A 19,538-nucleotide genomic window follows, 5' to 3' on the forward strand; every position below is an offset into this window, starting at 1 on the left:
CCCGGCCCCCGATTCACTTGAAGCCGGGGCCGGGGGCGCGACTCGTTTTCAGATCCAGTTTTCCGAGAGGGCTGAACCGCTCCCATGGCGAAGATCCTGAAGTTCGACGAGGACGCCCGTCGCGCCCTTGAGCGTGGCGTCAACAAGCTTGCCGACACCGTGAAGGTGACGATCGGTCCCAAGGGCCGCAACGTCGTCATCGACAAGAAGTTCGGCGCCCCCACCATCACCAACGACGGTGTGACCATCGCCCGTGAGGTCGAGGTCGAGGACCCGTACGAGAACCTCGGCGCCCAGCTCGTCAAGGAGGTGGCGACCAAGACCAACGACATCGCGGGTGACGGCACCACCACCGCGACCGTCCTGGCCCAGGCGCTCGTCCGCGAGGGCCTGCGCAACGTCGCCGCCGGCGCCTCCCCCGCCCTCCTCAAGAAGGGCATCGACGCCGCCGTCAAGGCCGTCTCCGAGGACCTGCTCGCCACCGCGCGGCCGATCGAGGAGAAGTCCGACATCGCCGCCGTGGCCGCGCTGTCCGCCCAGGACAAGCAGGTCGGCGAGCTCATCGCCGAGGCGATGGACAAGGTCGGCAAGGACGGTGTCATCACCGTCGAGGAGTCCAACACCTTCGGTCTGGACCTCGACTTCACCGAGGGCATGGCCTTCGACAAGGGCTACCTGTCCCCGTACATGGTGACCGACCAGGAGCGTATGGAGGCCGTCCTCGACGACCCGTACATCCTCATCCACCAGGGCAAGATCGGTTCGATCCAGGACCTGCTGCCGCTGCTGGAGAAGGTCATCCAGGCCGGTGCCTCCAAGCCGCTGCTGATCATCGCCGAGGACGTCGAGGGCGAAGCCCTGTCGACCCTGGTCGTCAACAAGATCCGCGGCACCTTCAACGCCGTCGCCGTCAAGGCGCCCGGCTTCGGCGACCGCCGCAAGGCGATGCTCGGCGACATGGCCACCCTCACCGGTGCGACCGTCATCGCCGAGGAGGTCGGCCTCAAGCTCGACCAGGCCGGTCTGGACGTGCTGGGCACCGCCCGCCGCGTCACCGTCACCAAGGACGACACCACCATCGTCGACGGTGGTGGCGAGCAGTCCGAGATCACGGGCCGCGTCGCCCAGATCAAGGCCGAGATCGAGTCCACCGACTCCGACTGGGACCGCGAGAAGCTCCAGGAGCGCCTCGCGAAGCTCGCCGGCGGCGTCTGCGTGATCCGTGTCGGTGCGGCCACCGAGGTCGAGCTGAAGGAGAAGAAGCACCGTCTGGAGGACGCCATCTCCGCGACCCGCGCCGCGGTCGAGGAGGGCATCGTCTCCGGTGGTGGCTCCGCGCTCGTCCACGCCGTCAAGGTCCTTGAGGGCTCCCTCGGCAAGGAGGGCGACGAGGCCACCGGTGTCGCCGTCGTCCGCCGCGCCGCCGTCGAGCCGCTGCGCTGGATCGCCGAGAACGCCGGCCTGGAGGGTTACGTCATCACCTCCAAGGTCGCCGAGCTGAACAAGGGCGAGGGCTTCAACGCCGCGACCGGCGAGTACGGGGACCTGGTCAAGGCCGGTGTCATCGACCCGGTCAAGGTCACGCGCTCCGCGCTGGAGAACGCCGCGTCCATCGCCTCCCTGCTTCTGACGACCGAGACCCTGGTCGTCGAGAAGCCGGCGGAGGAGGAGGCGGAGGCCGGCGGTCACTCGCACGGTCACTCCCACTGATCCGCTCCGCTTGGGTCGCGAGGTCCGGTCTTCCCCTCTGGGGAGGCCGGGCCTCGTTCTGTTTGCCGTCGCCGGGGGTTCGGCCTTCGGCCGTGTCCTCAAGCGCCGGACGGGCTGGGAAAAGATGTCCTCAAGCGCCGGACGGGCTTGATGGGGTGCGCCTTCGGGCCGGGGCTTCGGGGAGGGGTGTCCTCAAGCGCCGGACGGGCTTGGTTGGGTGCGCCTTCGGGCCTGGCTTCGGGGAGGGGTGTCCTCAAGCGCCGGACGGGCTTGATGGGGTGCGCCTTCGGTCTTGGGCTTCAGGAGTGAGGGGGCCTTGTCCCCGGGTGTTGCTGTCGGGCTGGTCAGGTGGGGTGAGGAAGGTCACTCGATCTTGACGGGCGCGGGGGTGGGCTCGGAGTCTTGGGGCCTCTGGTGACGGGGGGCCTGTGAACGGACCTGGTGGGAGTCGGGGTGACGTCGACTCGGTGGTGCGGCTGCTGGGCGAGCCCGAGGTGCGGCTGCTCACGCTCGTCGGGCTCGGCGGGGTCGGCAAGAGCCGGCTGGCGCGGCAGGTGCGCGTCGCGCTGAGCGAGGCCGGGACGGACGTCGCGGTCGTGGAACTTGCGGGCGCCGCCGGGCCCGAGGCGGCGCTCGCGCTGCTCGCCGACGCGCTCCCCGCGGTCGCGGACGACTCGGCTCCCGTGCTGCTCGCCGAGAACCTGGAGGCCGTGCTGCCGCTCGCGCCGGCCCTCGGCACGCTCCTCGCCGGGCACCCCCGGCTCACGGTGCTCGCCACGAGCCGCGCGGCCGGCGGGCTCACCCACGAGCACCTGTACCGGGTGCGTCCGCTCGACGTCGCGGACGGGGCCGCCGCCCGCGAACTCTTCCTGCGCCACGCCCGCCGGGTCGCCTACGAGGACGGGCTCGACGCGCACGAGCAGACGGTCACCGCGATCTGCCGGCAGCTCGAAGGGCATCCGCTCGCGCTGGTCATCGCGGCCCGGCAACTCGCCGCCCTGCCCGCCGAGGCGCTGCTCGCCCGGCTGCGCGAGGGCTGGTCCCTCAGCATGAAGGGCCCCGTCGACCTGCCCGGACGGCACCGCAGCCTCGGCCGGGTCCTGGACGACACCGTGACCGCCCTCTCGGCGGACGCCCGGCGGCTCCTCGGCCGCCTCGGCGTCTTCGAGGGACGCTTCGCCTACCCCGCCGTCGAACACGTCCTCGGCGCACACGCGGAGGAGAAGGCGGAGGAGGAGGCGGACGAGACGCTGTGGGACGGCGTCAGCGAACTCGTCGCCCACGGACTGCTGGAGCCCGTCCCGTCCGCCGACGGCAGCGCCGGCATCAGCTTCCGCATGCCCGGCGTCGTCCGCGAGTACGCGCGCCGGCTGCTGCGCGAGGACGCCGGACCGCAGGCCGCCGAGGCGCTGCGCGGCGCGCACGCCCGCCACTTCGGCGAGCGGGTCCTGGACGGGCACGAGGAGCACGGCGCGGCGGCCGAGACCTGGACCCGCCGCGTCGAGGAGGAACTGCCCGACGTGCGGGCCGCGCTCCGTTTCCTCATCGACACCGCCGACCCCCGCGCCCTCGACCTGGCCGCCGCCCTGCGCGGCCACTGGCTCGCCCGGGGCCGGCTGCGCGAGGGCATCGCCCTGCTCGGCGAGGTGCTCGCGCTGCCCGTCGCCGGAGAGGGCACCGCCCGGCTGCGGGCCCGCGAGGCGCACGCCGTGCTCACCGGCGCGGCCAGTTCCTACGCCCACGCGCTGACCGCGCTCCAGGAGTGCGCCGACGACTGGGCGGCCGCCGGGGAGACGACCACCCGCGCCCGGACCCTGGTCGACCTGGGCGCCGCCGTGTTCGAGGCCCACGGCTTCGACCGCGCCGAACCCCTGTACCGGGAGGCCATCGACGTCCTCGACGCGGCCGGGGACCACTGGTGGGCAGCGCGCGCCCGCAGCCTGCTCGGGGCCTCCGCCGCCGCCACCGAGGCCCACCGCACCCTCGCCAGGACCGCGCTGGACGAGGCCGTACGCGGATTCCGGGACCTCGGCGAGAGCACCTGGACCCACGTCCCCTACCAGCAACTGGGGCGGATGCTCCATGAGGAGGGCCACGACGTGCAGGCCGTCGCCCTGCTCAGTGAGGGGCTCGGGCTCGCGCAGCGGGGCGGTGACGACTGGAACGCCTCGGTCTTCCTCAACCTGCTGGCCGACGTCCGGCTCACCAGGGGAGAGGCGGCGCTGGCCGGCGGCCACCACGTCGAGAGCCTGCGGCTCGTGGAGCGGATCGGGGCCAGGCCGCGCTACGTGTGGTGCCTGGAAGGGCTCGCCGCCTGCCTCGACGACCTCGGCGAAACCCCGTACGCCGCACGGCTCGTGGGGCTGTCCCGGGCCGTGCGCTCCCGGCTCACCCTGGACGACTGGGTCGAGTTCCCGGCCCGCGCGATCGACCTGAGCAGTATCGAGTGGAGCCTGTCCCGCCCCGTCTTCGAGCAGCTGTGCGCCGAAGGGGCCGAACTCACCGTGGGCGACGTCCTCGCCGAGGTGCCGCCCCTGCTCTCCGCGAAACGCGCGCCCGGCCCCCGCAGGGAACGCCGCAGGCGCCACCCCGACGGGCTGACCGGGCGCGAGGCGCAGGTGCTGCGGCTCATCGCCTCCGGCGCGACGAGCCGGGCCATCGCCTCCGAACTGTTCATCAGCATCGAGACGGTCGGCCGCCACATCAGCAACCTCTACCGCAAGATCGGCGTCTCCAGCCGCGCCGAGGCCACCGCCCACGCCATCCGCTCCGGCCTCCTGGAGGAGTGACCCCGGGACGGGCGGGGCCATCTCCTGCGCCCGCGTCCCGGCCGTCCCCCGCGCGAAGCCCGCCGGCACCCCGAAAAATGACCAGTTCCTGTGAGGGGACGAGGGGTGGACACAGCCGCGTGCGCACCCGTTCCCGGCCCCCGCGAGCCCCCGGACACCCTCGTACGTCGCTTCCGTAGCAGGTCACCGCCCTTTCGGCCAGGACACACGGGCGACACGGCCGGTTCACGCGGGGGACCCACGGCCGTACGGAAGCAGCCGTCCGGAATCCCGAGTTCTGGTCATTGCCGCCCGCCTGGCCGGGACAGCACGCTCTGTCTGTCGGAACTTCCCTCCCGACTTCCTCGTACCGCCCCCTTCTCACCGCCCGGACTTCCCGGGGACCCGGAAGGACGCGCTGGACGACGACCGGAAGGACCACCGGATGGACACCGCGCCCCGCACCCCGCCGCACCCGTCGCCGCACCGGACGCGCCGCCGCGCCCTCGCCGCCGCGCTGAGCGCGCTGGCCCTCACCGCCCTCGTGGGCTGCGGGCCCTCGCGGGAACTGAGCCGGCACGACGGGCTCGCCGTCGTCCACGTCGGGCACATCCCGGTCGTCGACGCGGTCGCCTTCACCCTCGCCGTGGACAAGGGCTGGTTCCGGGACGAGGGCATCGACGCGCGGGCCGACGCGACGAGCGCCGGCGGCCTGCTCACCAACCTCATCAACGGGACCGACCAGTTCGCGCTCTGCGAGACCGCCGGGGTCGTCTCCGCCTACGCGAAGGGGCTGCCGGTCCACGTGATCGGCGGGATCAGCAAGGCCGCGCCCCGGCCCGAGGACGACAGCGGGGGACTCCTCGTCATGAAGAACGGGCCCGTCCACCGGCCCGCCGACCTCAACGGGCGCACCGTGGCCGTCGGCCAGCTCAAGGGCGGCGGAGAGGTCGCGCTGCGCGCCGCGCTCGACAAGGCCGGGGCCGACAGCGACCGCGTCAAGATCCTCGAAATGCCGCTGTCCGACATGACGGCCGCCCTCGTCAAGGGCCGTATCGACGCCATGAGCACCATCTCGCCCTTCGACACCCCGGCCCTCGCCCAGGGCGCGGTCCGCCTCATGTCGCCCGGCGTCGAGGCCGCCCCGCACGGCATGCAGATGGCCGTCGCCACGTCCTCCGTCTTCGAGAAGGAGAACCCCGGCGTCGTGCGCGGCTTCCGGCGCGCCCTCGACAAGGGCATCGCCTACGCCGCCGCCCACCCCGAGGAGGTGCGCGAGGCGCTGCCCTCGATCAGCCCCATGCCGAAGCAGCTCATCGCCACCATGAAACTCCCCGTGTTCGACGCCTCCACCCCCCGGTCCTCGCTCAAGGTGTGGACCGACCTCATGGAGCGCTACCGGTTCGTCGCCGAGCCCGTCGACGTCGACAAGCTGCTGAGCTGAAGGGCACCGCATGACCACTGAGCCCCAGACCCTCGCCCCGCCCGGCGTCCCCACCGCCCCGCCCGCCGCCGCACCCCGCCCGGCCGGCCCCCCGCTCCCGTACCGCAGGACCCTCCACCAGGCCGGATTCGCCGTCGCCGCCCTGCTCGCGTGGGAGGCGGCCGTACGCACCGGGCTGCTGCCGCGCAGCTCCGTACCCACCGCGAGCGCCACCGCCTCCGCGCTGCGCACGCTCGCCGGGACCGGCGCCTTCTGGCACGCCCTGTGGCAGACCGCGCTCGGCTGGGGCGCCGGACTCCTGCTGTGCACCGCCCTCGGCGTGCCCGCAGGACTGCTCATCGGCACCTCGCGGTTCCTGACCCGCAGCACCCGGCTGCTCACCGACTTCCTGCGCACCATCCCCGCCGTCGCGCTGTGCCCCGTCCTCCTGCTCACCCTCGGCTCGACGATGACGATGAAGCTCGTCCTCGTCGTGTCCGGCGCGGTGTGGCCGCTGCTGACCGCGACCGTCGACGGGGTACGGCACGTCGACCCGGTCGCCGCCGACACCTTCCGCACCTTCCGGCTCCCCGCCCACCAGCGGGTACGCCACCTCGTCCTGCCCTCCGCGCTCCCGTTCCTCGTCACCGGGCTGCGCAACTGCGCCGTGCTCGCCCTCATGCTCACCACCGCGGGCGAGTACCTCGGCGCCGCACCCGGCATCGGCAACGAACTCTCCCGCGCCCAGCAGGCCGGGGCCATCGACCACATGTTCGCGCTGCTGGTCGTCGCCGGACTGCTCGGCGTCCTCCTCAACAGCCTCCTGCTGACCGCGGAACGCCTCGCCCTGCCCTGGGCGCCCGCCCACCGAGAGGGGACCCGCCGGTGAACCGCGCCCTGCGGCTGCTCAAGGCCGCCGCCCACGAACTGTGGCTGCCCGCCCTGCTGGTCGCCGCCGTCTGGCTGGTCACCGTGCGGCGCCACTCCTTCTTCTTCCCGCCGCTGCCCGACGTCCTGCGCGCCTTCCGCGAACTGTGGCTCTTCGACCGGCTCGGCTCCGACGCCCTGCCCAGCGTCCTCAACCTGATCGCCGGGCTCCTCCTCGCCGCCGTCCTCGGCATCGGCCTCGGACTGCTCCTCGGCCTCGCCGGAGGGCTGAACGACGCGGCCCGGCCCGTCCTGGAGTTCCTGCGCGCCGTCCCCGGCATCGCCCTCGTCCCCGTCGCCCTCGTCCTGCTCGGCACCGGCGACGGGATGAAGGCCGCGCTCATCGCGTACGGCACCGTGTGGCCCGTCCTGCTCGGCACCGTGGACGGCGTACGGTCCCTCGACCCCACCGTCGTGGCCATGGCCGACAGCTACCGGCTGCCGCGCGGACAACGGCTCCTGCGCGTCGTCCTGCCCGGCGCCGCCCCGCAGATCCTCGCCGGTGCCCGGGTCAGCGTCGCCCTGGGTGTCGTCCTCATCATCGCGAGCGAGTACACCGCCTCCACCCACGGCATCGGCTACCTGCAACTCCAGTCCCAACGCACCTTCGACATCCCCGAGATGTGGGCCTCGCTGCTGCTGCTCGGCATCCTCGGCCACGCGAGCAACCTCGCTTTCCGCGCCCTCGAACTGCGCCTGCTGCGCTGGTACACCGGGCAGCGCGCCGCCGGACAAGGAGATTCCCCCGCATGACCGCCTCCGCGACGACCCCCGCCACCGGCCCCCGCCGGGACACCACCACGAGCCCCGCCCCGGACCGCCCGCTCCTCGAAGTGCACGGCATCGCCAAGTCGTACGGCAACGGGGACACCGTCCGCCAGGTGCTCTCCGGCATCGACTTCGACGTCGAGGACGGCGAGTTCGTCACCGTCGTCGGCCCCTCCGGCGCCGGGAAGACCACCCTGCTGCGCTGTCTCGCGGGGCTGCTCGCCCCCGACTCCGGAGAGGTCAGGCTCGGCGGCACCCCCGTGCACGCCCCGCCCGAGGGACTCGCCCTCGTCTTCCAGGACTACTCCCGCTCACTGCTGCCCTGGATGAGCGTCAGCGAGAACGTCCAGCTCCCCCTGCGCGGGAAGGGGACCGGCGCGGCACAGCGCACGGCGGCCGCCCGCGAGGCGCTCGACGCGGTGGGCCTCGCCGACGCCGGACGGCTCTACCCCTGGCAGATGTCCGGCGGCATGCAGCAGCGCGCCGCCATCGCCCGGGCCCTGGCCTGCGCGCCCCGCGTCCTCGTCATGGACGAACCCTTCGCCTCCGTCGACGCGCAGACCCGCGCCGACCTCGAAGACCTCACGCTGCGCCTGCAACGACGGCTCGGCATGACCGTCGTCCTCGTCACCCACGACATGGACGAGGCCGTCTACCTCGCCGACCGCGTCGTCGTCCTGTCGGGCGCCCCCACCACCGTCAGCGAGATCGTGCCGGTGGACCTGGGCACCGACCGCGAACAGGTCGCCACCAAACTGCGGCCCGCCTTCGCCGAACTGCGGGCCCACGTCCTCGGACTGGTCCGCAGGCCGGCCGCCCCGGACACCACCGGGTGACGGGGGCGGGTGACGGGCCGGTGGTCAGGAACCGGTAGTGCCCCGGCCCGGCCGCCCGCCCGGGATAGCGGGTTCCGGGGATGAGCCGGAGCGGCCTCCCGCCGCACGATGAACGGGCCGTCGACACACGGGGCGGCCCCGGCAGCAGACCCGCCGGGCCCGAGGAAGACATGGACGACGAAGGAGAGGACCGCCTTGTCCGCCACTGCCGATCCGCACCAGGACGACGCCCGGCGCACCCTCGCCGCCGGCTTCAAGGACGCGATGGCCGCGCTGTGCGCACCGGTCACCGTCGTCACCGCCCGCCGCGAGGACGGCACCCCGTGCGGGGTGACCGTGAGCGCCTTCGCCTCGCTGTCCCTCGATCCGCCCATGGTCACCGTCGCCCTCGACCGGCGCTCCAGCCTGCTGCCCGCTCTCACCGCCACCGGCAGGCTCGGCGTGTGCCTCCTCGGCGCGGACGACCACGAACTCGCCCTCACCTTCGCCGCCTCCGGAACCGACCGCTTCGCCTCGGTGCCCTGGTACCCGCAGAACGGACTGCCCCGGCTCCGTCAGGCCCCGGTCTGGCTGGAGTGCGCCGCGACCCGGCTGGTCGAGGGCGGCGACCACGTCCTCGTCCTCGCCACGGTGCTCGCCGCCGACCACCGCGAGGCCCCGACCCTCGCCTACCAGAACCGCCGCTTCGGCACCCACAGCCCCCGCCGCCTCCCCGCCCACACCTGAGAACGGGACCCGCCATGACCACGTACGCCCCCGCGCCCGCCGCCTCCGCCTGGCCCACCGAACCGGCCGCACGCCGCGCCCACGCGCTCGCCGCCGTCGAAGCCGTACGCGAGGAACTCACCCTGGGCGCCGTCGAGTCGGAACAGCAGCGACGGCTCAGCGACCGCTCCGCCGCCGCCCTCAAGGGCTCCGGACTGCTCGGCATCATGACCCCCGACGACCTCGGCGGCAACGTGGTCGGCGCCGTCACCGCCTTCGAGATCGTCGAGAAGCTCGGCCACATCGACCCGGCCACCGCCTGGACCGCGACCATCCTCCTGGAGGGCGCGGGCGAACTCGCCACCGTCGTCGCCCCCGCCACCGCGCGCCGGCTCTTCGCCGACGGGCTCGCCCTCAAGGCCGCCTCGCTCAAACCCGGGGCCGCCGAACGCGTCGAGGGCGGCTACCGCGTCACCGGCCGCTGGGACTTCGTCAGCGGACTCCACCACGCCGGCCACGTCGGCGCCACCTTCCTCGTGGACGACGCCGAAGGGCGCCCCGTCCGCCGCGCCGCCGTCCTGCCCAAGGCCGACATCCAGGTCCTGGACGACTGGCGCGTACTCGGCATGCGCGGCACCGGAAGCAGCAGCTTCGCCGCCGAGGACGTCTACGTACCGGACGAGCTGATCTACGACCCGATGGGCTACGGACAGCGCGAGGACACCCCGCTGGCCCGCCTCGGCATGGTCCCCTACGTTCTCCAGATGCACCCCGGCATGGTGCTCGGGGCCGCGCGCCGCGCCCTGGACGAGATCGTCGCCGCCGCCCCGCACATCCGCCGGGGCAGCCGCATCAACCTCAGCAGGCCGCCCGCCCTGTCCGAACTCACCTGGTTCCAGCGGGAGTTGGGTGAACTCGACGCCCGTGTCCGGTCCGTGCGCAGCCTGTGCGTCGAGACGCTGACGGAGGTCGACCGGGTCATCGGCGGGGGAGACAAGGTCGAACTGCCGCTCCTGGACCGGATGCAGACCGCCGCCTCGCTCGCCGCGAAGACCGCCGTCGAGGTCGTCACCCGCACCTTCCGGCACGCGGGGGCCGCCGCGATCCTGGAGGACTCGGTCCTCGGCAAACTCGTCCGCGACCTCAACACCATCTCCGCCCACGGAGTGATGTCCGAGGCCGGTTTCGAGAGCCACGCGGAGTTCGTCCTCGGCCTCCAGACCCCGGAGAACCGCCGCATGGTGTGAGCGCCCGTACGTGACCGGTCCCGGTCCGCTCCGCCCGCCCGGCCTCCGCGCCGGACGGGCCGGAGGACGCCGCCACACCGCGCCCGCCCCCCGGTACCGCCTACTGCGGCCCGTACTTCCGTCCCGTCCGCGAGGTGACACCCCCGAGCAGGGTCCTCGGCGTCATCTTCACCACGCCCATGAGCGTCTTGTAGCGCGGATCGGGGATCGAGACCGTACGGCCGCGCGCCAGGTCGGCGAGCGCCGCGGCCACGAGCTTGTCGGCGTCCAGCCACATCCACTTCGGGATGTTGTCCGTGCCCATCCCGGCGCGCTCGTGGAACTCCGTCCGCACGAAACCGGGGCACAGCGCCATCAGTCGCACCCCGCTGCCCTCCAGGTCCCGCGCCGCGCCCTGCGTGAACTGCACGACCCACGCCTTCGACGCCCCGTACGTACCGCGCGGCAGGAAGGCCGCGACCGAGGCCACGTTGACCACGCCGCCGCGCCCCCGCTCCCGCATCGGGCGGGCCGCCGCCGCCGTCAGCCGCAGCACCGCCTCGCAGTGCACCTTGAGCATCGTCAGCTCGTCGGCCACCGGTACCTCCAGGAACCGGCCCTTGTTCCCGAAGCCCGCGTTGTTCACCAGCAGGTCCACCGGCTGCTTCGCGTCGGCGAGCCGCTTCTCCACCGAGGCGATGCCCGCGTCGGTCGAGAGGTCCGCGGCGAGCACCCGGACCTCCACCCCGTGCCGGTCGTGCAGTTCGGTCGCCTGCACCCGCAGCCGGTCGGTGTCGCGCGCGACCAGCACCAGGTCGTGCCCGTCCGCCGCCAGCCGCCGGGCGAAGGCCGAACCGATACCGGCGGTCGATCCCGTAATCAGAGCCGTAGTCATGCGGCAAGGCTAGTGATCTCCACGGCCTCTAAACGCCGCCCGCCTCCACCGTCCCGCCCGTCGCCGCATCCGCGCGCGCCACGAACTCCCGGGCGGCGGCCAGCGACTCGCTGTGCAGCGCCTCCCCGGCGGGCAGCAGCAGGGGCAGCAGCGAACGGTCCGTCGTCCCCGCCCGGAACTGGAGCGCCACCGTCACCTCGTGGTCCGGCCGGTGCACGACCTCGATCGGGTCCCCGGCCCGTATGTCGCCCGGCGTGATCACCCGCAGGTACGCGCCCGTCTCGCCCTTCTGCGTGAACCGCCGAATCCAGTCGCTCTCGCCGAGATGCCCCGCGAAGGTGCGGCACGGGATGCGCCCGCTCGTCACCTCCAGGACCACCTCGGGACCGACCCGCCAGCGCTCACCGATCAGCGCGTGCGTCAGGTCCAGGCCCAGCGTCGTCAGGTTCTCGCCGAAACCGCCGTTGGCCAGCGGCCGTCCCAGCTCCCGCTCCCACGCGTCGAGATCCTCCCGGGCGAAGGCGTACACGGCCTGGTCGTCCCCGCCGTGGTGGCGCGTGTCGCTCACCACGTCACCGGCCAGCCCGCTCGCCCCCACCCCCTTCGGGCCGGGCGCCGCGACCCGCACCGGCCCCTCGACCGGGCGCTTGTCGATGCCCGTACCGCCGGAGGGCGCGTTCGTGTAGGGAACCCGCCGCAGCCGGGCCACGTTCAGAGACAGAAGTTTCATAGGCGGGAGGGTAGGCGGCGCGGAGTGCGGCGCGCGCCCGATTTCGCCCTGCGATCAAAGCTCGCAGTGACAATTCGTGGTCACCCCCAAGCATCACTTATGCTCGGTGGCATGATCGAGGCCCGACACCTCCGCGTCCTGCGCGCCGTGGCCGCCACCGGCTCCTTCTCGGCCGCCGCCCGCGAACTCGGCTGCACCCAGCCCGCCGTGAGCCAGCAGATGAAGGCGCTGGAGAACTCGGCCGGCACCCCGCTGCTGGTCCGTACCGGCCGCGAGATGCGGCTCACCCAGGCCGGCCAGGCCCTGTCCCGGCACGCCTCCGGCATCCTCGCCGGGCTCACCGCCGCCGAGGAGGAGGTCGCCGCCATCGCCGGACTGCGGGCGGGCCGGGTACGCCTCGTGTCCTTCCCGAGCGGCAGCTCCGCGCTCGTCCCCGCCGCCCTCGCCGCGCTGCGCCGCGACCACCCCGGCACCCGGGTCTCCCTGGAGGAGGCCGAGCCGCCCCGCTCGGTCGAACTGCTGCGCGAGGGGGACTGCGACATCGCGCTCGCCTTCCGTTACGGGGACGGACCGGCCGGGGAGGCGGAGGAGTGGACCGACCTCGTCGTGCGGCCCCTGCTCGCCGACCGTCTCGTGGGCCTCGTCCCCGAGGGCCACCGGCTGGACCGGGAGAACGCCACCGCAGGAATCGGCGAACTCGCCGACGACCCCTGGATCGCCGGGTGCCCGCGCTGCCGCCGTCAGCTCGTGGAGGTGTGCCGCAGCGCCGGTTTCTCCCCGCGCATCGACTTCGCCACCGACGACTACCCGGCCGTGCACGGCCTCGTGGCCGCCGGACTCGGCGTCGCCGTCCTGCCGGAACTCGCGCTGGAGTCCGTACGGCCCAAGGGGGTGCGCGCGGTCACCGTGGAGCCCGCCGTGCGCCGCCAGATCGTCGCGCTCACCCTGCCCGACCTCGCCCAGGTGCCCGCCGTCTCCGCCACACTCGACCGGCTCGCCCGGGCCGCGGTGCGCTGAGCGGGGCCGACCGGACGCGGCAGGGCGCGAGGGCCGGACGCGGGGCGTCGTGCGGGCCCGTGTCGTCCCGTGTCCGGTCGTGTCCGTCGCGGCCCCGCCTTCTCCCCGCCCCGCCCCCGTCCCGTCCGTGTCTGGATCGTGCCCGGGCTGTGGCGACAATGTGTCACCGCCGTCCATCCGGAATGCTAGGTTCCGTAAACAGTTACCACCGTGGCGCAAGTGTTCGGTCCGCCCCCTCGCGTCCGCCTTAGGGTGACGCGAACACCGAGGTCGGGGGCGTGTCGCCCCATATCGATCGGAGCGACCGTGCACGATTTCCTCCATACGTTCTTCGACTGGCACGAGATAGGGAACGTACTGCCGAGCCTCCTCACCGAGGGGCTCGGTAACACTCTGTTGATCGCCGTCCTGGCGATCGTCTTCGGCCTGGTGGCGGGCATGCTGCTCGCCGTACTGCTGCTGTCCAACAAGTGGCTGGTCCGGCTGCCCGCCAGGATCTACGTCGACGTGTTCCGGGGCATGCCCGCGATCGTGACCGTCAGCCTCGTCGGACTCGGGCTGCCCGCGGCCGGGATCCGCCCCTTCGGGCGCAGCCCGCTCGGATACGCGGTCGTCGCCGTGGGCCTGATCTCGGCCGCCTACTGCGCCGAGATCTTCCGCTCCGGCATCCAGTCCGTACCGGCCGGACAGATGCAGGCCGGACGCAGCCTCGGCATGTCGTACCTGAGCACCATGCGGGTGGTCGTGGTGCCGCAGGGCATCCGCAACGTCCTGCCCGCACTCACGGGGCAGTTCATCGTGGACGTCAAGGAGAGCTCCCTCGTCTACCTGCTGGGGCTCTCGGCCGGCCAGCGGGAGCTGTACTTCATCGCGCAGGAGCACCAGGCGGCCACCTACAACTCCTCGGCGCTGGTCGCGGCCGCGCTCTGCTACCTGGTGATCACCGTCCCGCTGACCTATTTCGTCAACTGGCTGGACCGGAGGATGCGCAAGGGCCCGTCGGGCCCGCGCCCCGCAGCCGCCCCGCCCACGACCGGCACCCCGGTGACCGGCGCGGAACAGCCGGGCACCGGACTCCTGGCCGGCGCCCTCGACAAGGAGGTACGGGCATGAGCGAGCCCGTCATCAGCGTCAAGGACCTCCACAAGTCCTACGGTGCGAACGAGATCCTGCGCGGTGTGAGCTTCGACATCGCCCCGCGGGAGGTGGTCTGTGTCATCGGCCCCTCCGGATCGGGCAAGTCGACGGTGCTGAAGTGCCTCAACCTGCTGGAGAAGCCGTCCAGCGGTTCCGTCGTGGTGTCGGGCGTGCCCCTCACCGACCCCAAGGTCAACGTCGACGAACTCCGCGCCCGGATCGGCATGGTGTTCCAGCACTTCAACCTCTTCCCGCACCTCACCGTGCTCGGCAACCTGACGGCCGCCCTGCGCAACGTACGGAAGATGAAGCGCGAGGAGGCGGAGGAGCGGGCGCACGTCCAGCTGCGCCGCCTGGGTCTCGGACACCTGGCGGACAGCCGCCCGGCGGGTCTGTCCGGCGGCCAGCAGCAGCGCGTCGCGATCGCGCGGGCGCTGGTCATGGAACCCGAGGTCATGCTCTTCGACGAGGCGACCTCCGCGCTCGACCCCGAGCTGGTCAAGGGCGTGCTCGACGTGATGCGCGAGCTGGCCGGCTCCGGGATGACCATGGTCGTGGTCACCCACGAGATGGGCTTCGCGCGGGAGGTCGCCGACCGGGTGATCTTCATGGACGAAGGCCGGATCGCCGAGCAGGGCAGCGCCCAGGACCTGTTGGAGAACCCCTCAAGCGAGCGGCTCCAAAGCTTCCTCTCCCAGGTCCTCTGACCCCAGGTCCTCCGACCGCGCGCGGCCCGGCCTGTCGACCCGGCCCCGCCGTCCCCCACCCCCTCACTTCCCCCGCCCCTCCCGGGCTCCCCGGCCCCCGGTCCCGGAACCCGTAGCAGCTGCCGGGCTGGCGCGGTGTGCCCGCGCACCCCCGGCCGAGGCAGAGACAGGACTCCAGCACCATGAGAAATTCCGCCATGAAGGCAAGCGCCACCGCCGCCGCGGCCTCGGCCGCCCTCCTCCTCTCCGCCTGCGGCGGAGGCGACTCCGCGGCCGACGACAAGTACGGCCTCCAGGAGCCGGGCACGATCACGGCGGCCGTCTCCACCGACCAGCCGCCGTTCGCGAGCGCCACCAAGAGCGGCCGGCCCGTCGGTTTCATCGTCGACGTCACGGACGAGGTCGCCAAGCGCCTCGACCTGAAGGTCACCTACAAGGCGAGCAGCGTGCCCGGCGCGCTCCAGGGGCTCACCTCGGGCCAGTACGACCTCGCGGCCTCGGGGCTCGGTGTCACGGCGGAGCGGCAGAAGGCGGTCGGCTTCACGAAGGGGCTGTACTGGTCCACGACCGACGTCCTGACCCGCACGAACAGCAAGGCCTCGGCCCTGACCGCGTTCAAGGGCAAGGAGGTCGGCGCCGTCACCGGGACCGTGCAGCAGGACTTCGTCAAGTCGAAGATGCCCGAGGCCAGGCTCAGCAGTTTCCAGACGCAGCCCTCGGCCGTCTCCAAGCTGCTCTCCGGCGGCCTGGACGCCTTCGTCGTGGGCGGTCCCGACTCGGACGCCTACCGCAAGCAGTACAAGAACCTCCGGGTCGCCGTCTCGGCGCCGGTGGACCACGCGACGGCCATGGCGGTCGGGAAGTCGAACTCCAAGCTGCAGAAGGCGATCGACACGCAGGTCTCGAAGATGGTCTCCGACGGCACCTTCCTGAAGATCTACGACAAGTGGTTCACCGAGGCCCCGGCCCCCGAGCTGCTCAAGATCTGGCCCGCCCTCGCGAAGCAGGTCAACAAGTGACCACGAGCGCCGTCCCCGGCACCGAGCAGGACGCGCCCGAGGAGATCCGGCTGCCCGGAGGCGGCTCCGTGTGGCGGCGCACGATCCGCACCCCGCTGCGCGACGGCGTCGTCCTCGTCGCGGACCTCTACACCGCCGAGGAGCGGCCGGCCGCCGCGCCCGTGCTGCTGGAGCGCACCCCCTACGGCCGCCGCGAGCGCCGCGGCTCCGACGGACTGCACGCGCACGGCGGCCCGATCCGGCCCGAGGACCAGGCGGTCTTCTTCACCGGGCGCGGCTTTCACGTCGTACGCCAGGACTGCCGGGGCCGTGGCGACTCCGAGGGCACCTTCGTGAAGTACCTCGGCGAGGCCGCCGACGGCTACGACACCGTGGAGTGGCTGGCCGCACAGCCGTGGTGCGACGGCCGGGTCGCCACCACCGGCGTCTCCTACTCGGCGCACGCCCAGACCGCGCTCGCCTCGCTGTCGCCCCGCCACCTGTCGGCCATGTTCGTGGACTCGGGTGGTTTCGCCAGCGCCTACGAGGCGGGGGTGCGGATGGGCGGCGCCTTCGAGCTGAAGCAGGCGACCTGGGCCTTCCGGCACGCGGCCCAGAGCCCCGAGGTACAGGCCGACCCGGTGACGACGGCCGCGCTCCAGTCGCAGGACATGCGGGACTGGTTCCAGGCCATGCCGTGGCGGCGCGGGGTCTCGCCGCTGCGTTCCGTGCCGGAGTACGAGGAGTACCTGCTCGACCAGTGGGAGCGGGGCCCCTTCGACGACTTCTGGAAGCAACTGGGCATCTACGGCCGGGGCTTCTACGACGAGTTCCCCGACGTGCCGAGCCTGCACATGGTCAGCTGGTACGACCCGTACGTCCGCACCGCGGTCGAGAACTTCCAGCAGCTCGGGGCGCGCAAGGAGAGCCCCGCGTACCTGGTCGTGGGCCCCTGGACGCACGGCGCGCGCAGCGTCAGCCACGCGGGCGACGTCGACTTCGGGCCCGCCGCCACCCTGGACGGCAATCTCGCGCCGGACTACCTGGAGTTCCGGGCCCGGTGGTTCGACCGCCACCTCGGGACCCCGCCGGACGGGGAGAGCGCTCAGGACTGGCCGCGGGTGCAGTACTTCCTGATGGGCGGCGGCACCGGCCGGCGCACCGGTCAGGGGCGGCTCGACCACGGCGGGAGCTGGCGGACGGCCGGGGCCTGGCCGCCGGAGGAGACCGAACCGGTGCGGCTGTACCTGCGCCGGCCCGGGACGCTCACGCGGGACGCCTCGGTCGCCGGGCTGGACGACCTGGTGACCTACGACTTCGATCCGGCGCACCCGGTGCCCACCATGGGGGGCCAGGTCACCTCGGGCGAGCCCGTCATGGTGGGGGGCGCCTTCGACCAGCACCCCGACGCGACCGTGTACGGCAGCGAGCCCCCGCACCTGCCGCTGGCCGCCCGGCCCGACGTGCTGGTCTTCGAGACGGAGCCCCTCGCGGCGGACGTCCCGGTCGCGGGACCGGTCGAGGTGCGGCTCTCCGTCTCCTCGGACGCCCCGGACACCGACTTCACGGTGAAGCTCGTGGACGTGCACCCGCCGACCCCGGACTATCCCAACGGCTACGCGATGAACCTCACGGACGGCATCCTCCGCGCCCGCTACCGGAACTCCTACGAACGGCCCGAGCCGCTGGAGCCCGGCGAGGTCTACGCGATCACCGTGACCGCGCCCGACACCGCCAACCTGTTCAGGGCGGGCCACCGGATCCGGCTGGACGTGTCGTCCAGCAACTTCCCCCGCTTCGACGTCAACCCCAACACCGGGGGGAACGAGGCGGACTCGCGGCACCGGACGGTCGCGAGGAACCGGGTCCACCTGGCGCCCGGGACACCCTCCTGGCTCACGCTGCACGTGCTGCCGAGGTAGGCGCCGCCCGCCGGTCCGCCCCGGTGACCTGCGGGAACGCCGTCGCGAAGCCGGACCTTACGGACACCGCCTAGAGTCGACGCCATGGTAGTCGTGCTCGATGTGGCGGGGGCAGGAGCTTCCGACGTGGTGGCCGGTACGTCACCGCTCGCGGAGCTCCTGTCCTGCCTGCACGTCCTGTCCGAGCCCGAGCACCATCCGGAGTCCCGCACCTGGCTGGCACGGGTCGGCGAGCGGCTGCCCGCGGGCCTGGCCCAGGAGCTGCGGTACTACTCCCCGCTGTGGGCGCGCTACCGCTGCCGCCTGTTCTACCCGCTGCGGGGCCCGCTCGGCCTGGATCTGCACGCCGAGGCCGAGGCCCTGCTCGGCCTCGGCGAGGAGACCTTCGTACCGCTCGCCGCCAACGCCATCCGGGGGGCCGTCTTCCCCGGGGCCGGTCTCCTCGCGACGAGCGGGACCGAGCGGCGCGAGTTCGTCAAGGCGTGCGAGCGCCGCTCCTTCTCCCGGGGGGAGCTGGCGAACGCGCTCGTCGAGGACCCGGAGGCGTTCCGCGCCGGGCTCGTGGAGACGGTCGGCCGCTGCGCCGAGGCCTTCTTCGACGAGGAGTGGCGCCGGGTCGGCCCCCGGCTGAGCGACATCGCCGCCCGGGTACGGGAACAACTGCGCACCGAGCCGGCCGACGCGGTGCTCGCCTCCGTCAGCCCGACCGCCGCGGCCACCCGCGACCCGGCGCCGCGGGTCTCGTACGACAAGCTCCAGTCGGCGCGCGGGAAGGTCCGCGACCGGGGCTGCTTCCTGGTGCCCACCATGCACGGCTGGCCGCACCTGATCCTGAAGCTGGACGCCGGACTGCCCCTCGTCGTGCACTTCATCGCCGACGACTGGGAGCAGCGCCCGTCGGTGTCGCAGTCGCTCGTGCGCGACCGGCTCTCCGCGCTCTCCGAACCCGCCCGGCTGGAGCTGTGCCGGCACCTGCTCAGCGAGCCGATCACCACCTCGGAACTGGCGGTACGGATGGGCATCGGGGAGCCGCAGGTGTCGCGGCACCTTCGGAGGCTGCGGGAGGTCGGCCTCGTGACCTCCCAGCGGGAGGGCCGGATGGTCTACCACCGGCTGCACGCCGAGCTGCTGCTGAACCTGGGCGCGGACGTGCTCACCACGGTGATGCGCTGAGCGGGGCGCCCGCCACGGGGGCGCGCCGGACGGGGGCGCGGGCATCCGGTCGCGCGGGCGTCCGGCCGCTCGGCAGTCGGCCGCGTCGGCAGTCGGCCGGGCGAGTGGCGAAACGTTCCTTCTCCGTCCTGTCCGCGCGGTGGGCCTTCAGCGGCCTCCCTGGAGCTCGTCCTCCAGCTCCTCCCCGGACGGTCCGCCACCGCCCCCCGCCGGGGTCTGCACGAGCCGGTGTCTCGCGCGGCCCATCAGCTCCTCGCGCTCGTCCTCCGTGAGGCCGCCCCACACCCCGTAGGGCTCGCGTACGGCCAGGGCGTGGGCCGCGCACTGGGCGCGTACCGGGCACCTCATGCAGACCTCCTTCGCCGAGGTCTCCCGGGCGCTTCGCGCGGCTCCCCGCTCACCTTCCGGGTGGAAGAAGAGGGAGCTGTCGACCCCGCGACAGGCGGCCAGCAGCTGCCAGTCCCACAGGTCCGCGTTCGGGCCGGGAAGACGGGAGAAATCTGCCATTGCATGTCCCCTTTGTGCCGTTCTGTACAGATACGGTGCCCACGACGGTACAGCGACTGTCTAAGAAGATGAAAATATGACTCTTGGGG

Annotated in this window: 17 protein-coding genes; 14 read left to right on the plus strand and 3 right to left on the minus strand. The window is 72.9% G+C overall.

Annotation, left to right across the window (positions count from 1 at the left end):
• Positions 1-84 precede the first annotated feature (84 nt).
• From groL to AB0J21_RS18890, 8 genes are all read left to right on the plus strand, one after another.
• Positions 85-1,710: a chaperonin GroEL gene (gene groL, locus AB0J21_RS18855; RefSeq protein WP_363147102.1), complete on the plus strand. Its 1,626-nt coding sequence runs from the start codon at positions 85-87 to the stop codon at positions 1,708-1,710.
• A gap of 428 nt (positions 1,711-2,138) precedes the next feature.
• Complete coding sequence (locus AB0J21_RS18860; RefSeq protein ID WP_363147103.1) at positions 2,139-4,499, plus strand: LuxR C-terminal-related transcriptional regulator; 2,361 nt, start codon at positions 2,139-2,141, stop codon at positions 4,497-4,499.
• A gap of 424 nt (positions 4,500-4,923) precedes the next feature.
• Positions 4,924-5,922 (plus strand): ABC transporter substrate-binding protein, encoded by a 999-nt coding sequence (locus AB0J21_RS18865; RefSeq protein WP_363147104.1) that lies wholly within the window; start codon positions 4,924-4,926, stop codon positions 5,920-5,922.
• A 10-nt stretch (positions 5,923-5,932) separates the two neighbouring features.
• On the plus strand, positions 5,933-6,790 hold the full coding sequence (locus tag AB0J21_RS18870; protein ID WP_363147105.1) for an ABC transporter permease: 858 nt from the start codon (positions 5,933-5,935) through the stop codon (positions 6,788-6,790).
• Positions 6,787-7,581 (plus strand): ABC transporter permease, encoded by a 795-nt coding sequence (locus AB0J21_RS18875; protein ID WP_363147106.1) that lies wholly within the window; start codon positions 6,787-6,789, stop codon positions 7,579-7,581. The genes AB0J21_RS18870 and AB0J21_RS18875 overlap by 4 nt, the downstream gene beginning before the upstream one ends.
• Positions 7,578-8,432, plus strand: coding sequence for an ABC transporter ATP-binding protein (locus AB0J21_RS18880; protein WP_363147107.1), 855 nt, complete (start codon positions 7,578-7,580; stop codon positions 8,430-8,432). Before AB0J21_RS18875 ends, AB0J21_RS18880 begins: the two co-directional genes overlap by 4 nt.
• A gap of 195 nt (positions 8,433-8,627) precedes the next feature.
• The gene (locus AB0J21_RS18885; protein WP_363147108.1) at positions 8,628-9,158 is read left to right on the plus strand and encodes a flavin reductase family protein; all 531 of its coding nucleotides are present in this window, start codon (positions 8,628-8,630) and stop codon (positions 9,156-9,158) included.
• Positions 9,159-9,172: 14 nt separating this feature from the next.
• Complete coding sequence (locus tag AB0J21_RS18890; protein ID WP_363147109.1) at positions 9,173-10,384, plus strand: hypothetical protein; 1,212 nt, start codon at positions 9,173-9,175, stop codon at positions 10,382-10,384.
• Positions 10,385-10,484: 100 nt separating this feature from the next.
• On the opposite strand, the gene AB0J21_RS18895 is transcribed toward AB0J21_RS18890, so the two are convergent.
• Together AB0J21_RS18895 and AB0J21_RS18900 are read right to left on the minus strand one after the other, a co-directional pair.
• A complete protein-coding gene (locus AB0J21_RS18895) occupies positions 10,485-11,258 on the minus strand; it encodes an SDR family oxidoreductase (RefSeq protein WP_363147110.1) in 774 nt (257 codons plus the stop codon).
• Positions 11,259-11,286: 28 nt separating this feature from the next.
• Positions 11,287-11,988 carry an MOSC domain-containing protein gene (locus AB0J21_RS18900; protein WP_363147111.1) on the minus strand — a complete coding sequence of 234 codons (702 nt, stop codon included), beginning with the start codon at positions 11,986-11,988 and terminating at the stop codon, positions 11,287-11,289.
• Positions 11,989-12,099: 111 nt separating this feature from the next.
• Here AB0J21_RS18900 and AB0J21_RS18905 point away from each other — a divergent pair, with 111 nt between their 5' ends.
• The 6 genes from AB0J21_RS18905 (at position 12,100) to AB0J21_RS18930 (ending at position 18,942) form a co-directional block, all read left to right on the plus strand.
• Positions 12,100-13,005 carry a LysR family transcriptional regulator gene (locus AB0J21_RS18905; RefSeq protein ID WP_363147112.1) on the plus strand — a complete coding sequence of 302 codons (906 nt, stop codon included), beginning with the start codon at positions 12,100-12,102 and terminating at the stop codon, positions 13,003-13,005.
• Between the two features lie 306 nt (positions 13,006-13,311).
• The gene (locus AB0J21_RS18910) at positions 13,312-14,118 is read left to right on the plus strand and encodes an amino acid ABC transporter permease (RefSeq protein ID WP_363147113.1); all 807 of its coding nucleotides are present in this window, start codon (positions 13,312-13,314) and stop codon (positions 14,116-14,118) included.
• Positions 14,115-14,849: an amino acid ABC transporter ATP-binding protein gene (locus tag AB0J21_RS18915; RefSeq protein WP_363147114.1), complete on the plus strand. Its 735-nt coding sequence runs from the start codon at positions 14,115-14,117 to the stop codon at positions 14,847-14,849. The genes AB0J21_RS18910 and AB0J21_RS18915 overlap by 4 nt, the downstream gene beginning before the upstream one ends.
• 182 nt (positions 14,850-15,031) lie before the next feature.
• Positions 15,032-15,868: a transporter substrate-binding domain-containing protein gene (locus AB0J21_RS18920; protein WP_363147115.1), complete on the plus strand. Its 837-nt coding sequence runs from the start codon at positions 15,032-15,034 to the stop codon at positions 15,866-15,868.
• Positions 15,865-17,769, plus strand: coding sequence for a CocE/NonD family hydrolase (locus AB0J21_RS18925; protein WP_363147116.1), 1,905 nt, complete (start codon positions 15,865-15,867; stop codon positions 17,767-17,769). Before AB0J21_RS18920 ends, AB0J21_RS18925 begins: the two co-directional genes overlap by 4 nt.
• 84 nt (positions 17,770-17,853) lie before the next feature.
• A complete protein-coding gene (locus AB0J21_RS18930) occupies positions 17,854-18,942 on the plus strand; it encodes a DUF5937 family protein (RefSeq protein ID WP_363147117.1) in 1,089 nt (362 codons plus the stop codon).
• A gap of 147 nt (positions 18,943-19,089) precedes the next feature.
• Here the strand turns inward: AB0J21_RS18930 and AB0J21_RS18935 are convergent, their stop codons facing one another.
• Positions 19,090-19,449, minus strand: coding sequence for a WhiB family transcriptional regulator (locus AB0J21_RS18935; protein WP_363147118.1), 360 nt, complete (start codon positions 19,447-19,449; stop codon positions 19,090-19,092).
• Between the last annotated feature and the right edge of the window lie 89 nt (positions 19,450-19,538).

The organism is Streptomyces sp. NPDC049954 (assembly GCF_040656295.1).
GTDB lineage: Bacteria > Actinomycetota > Actinomycetes > Streptomycetales > Streptomycetaceae > Streptomyces.

Excerpts from the sequence above, each read along its gene's own strand:
- groL (WP_363147102.1), top strand. The coding sequence starts at position 85 with ATGGCGAAGATCCTGAAGTTCGACGAGGACGCCCGTCGCGCCCTTGAG.
- AB0J21_RS18865 (WP_363147104.1), top strand. The coding sequence starts at position 4,924 with ATGGACACCGCGCCCCGCACCCCGCCGCACCCGTCGCCGCACCGGACG.
- AB0J21_RS18870 (WP_363147105.1), top strand. The coding sequence starts at position 5,933 with ATGACCACTGAGCCCCAGACCCTCGCCCCGCCCGGCGTCCCCACCGCC.
- AB0J21_RS18880 (WP_363147107.1), top strand. The coding sequence starts at position 7,578 with ATGACCGCCTCCGCGACGACCCCCGCCACCGGCCCCCGCCGGGACACC.
- AB0J21_RS18890 (WP_363147109.1), top strand. The coding sequence starts at position 9,173 with ATGACCACGTACGCCCCCGCGCCCGCCGCCTCCGCCTGGCCCACCGAA.
- AB0J21_RS18895 (WP_363147110.1), bottom strand. The coding sequence starts at position 11,258 with ATGACTACGGCTCTGATTACGGGATCGACCGCCGGTATCGGTTCGGCC.
- AB0J21_RS18900 (WP_363147111.1), bottom strand. The coding sequence starts at position 11,988 with ATGAAACTTCTGTCTCTGAACGTGGCCCGGCTGCGGCGGGTTCCCTAC.
- AB0J21_RS18905 (WP_363147112.1), top strand. The coding sequence starts at position 12,100 with ATGATCGAGGCCCGACACCTCCGCGTCCTGCGCGCCGTGGCCGCCACC.
- AB0J21_RS18915 (WP_363147114.1), top strand. The coding sequence starts at position 14,115 with ATGAGCGAGCCCGTCATCAGCGTCAAGGACCTCCACAAGTCCTACGGT.
- AB0J21_RS18920 (WP_363147115.1), top strand. The coding sequence starts at position 15,032 with ATGAGAAATTCCGCCATGAAGGCAAGCGCCACCGCCGCCGCGGCCTCG.
- AB0J21_RS18930 (WP_363147117.1), top strand. The coding sequence starts at position 17,854 with ATGGTAGTCGTGCTCGATGTGGCGGGGGCAGGAGCTTCCGACGTGGTG.
- AB0J21_RS18935 (WP_363147118.1), bottom strand. The coding sequence starts at position 19,449 with ATGGCAGATTTCTCCCGTCTTCCCGGCCCGAACGCGGACCTGTGGGAC.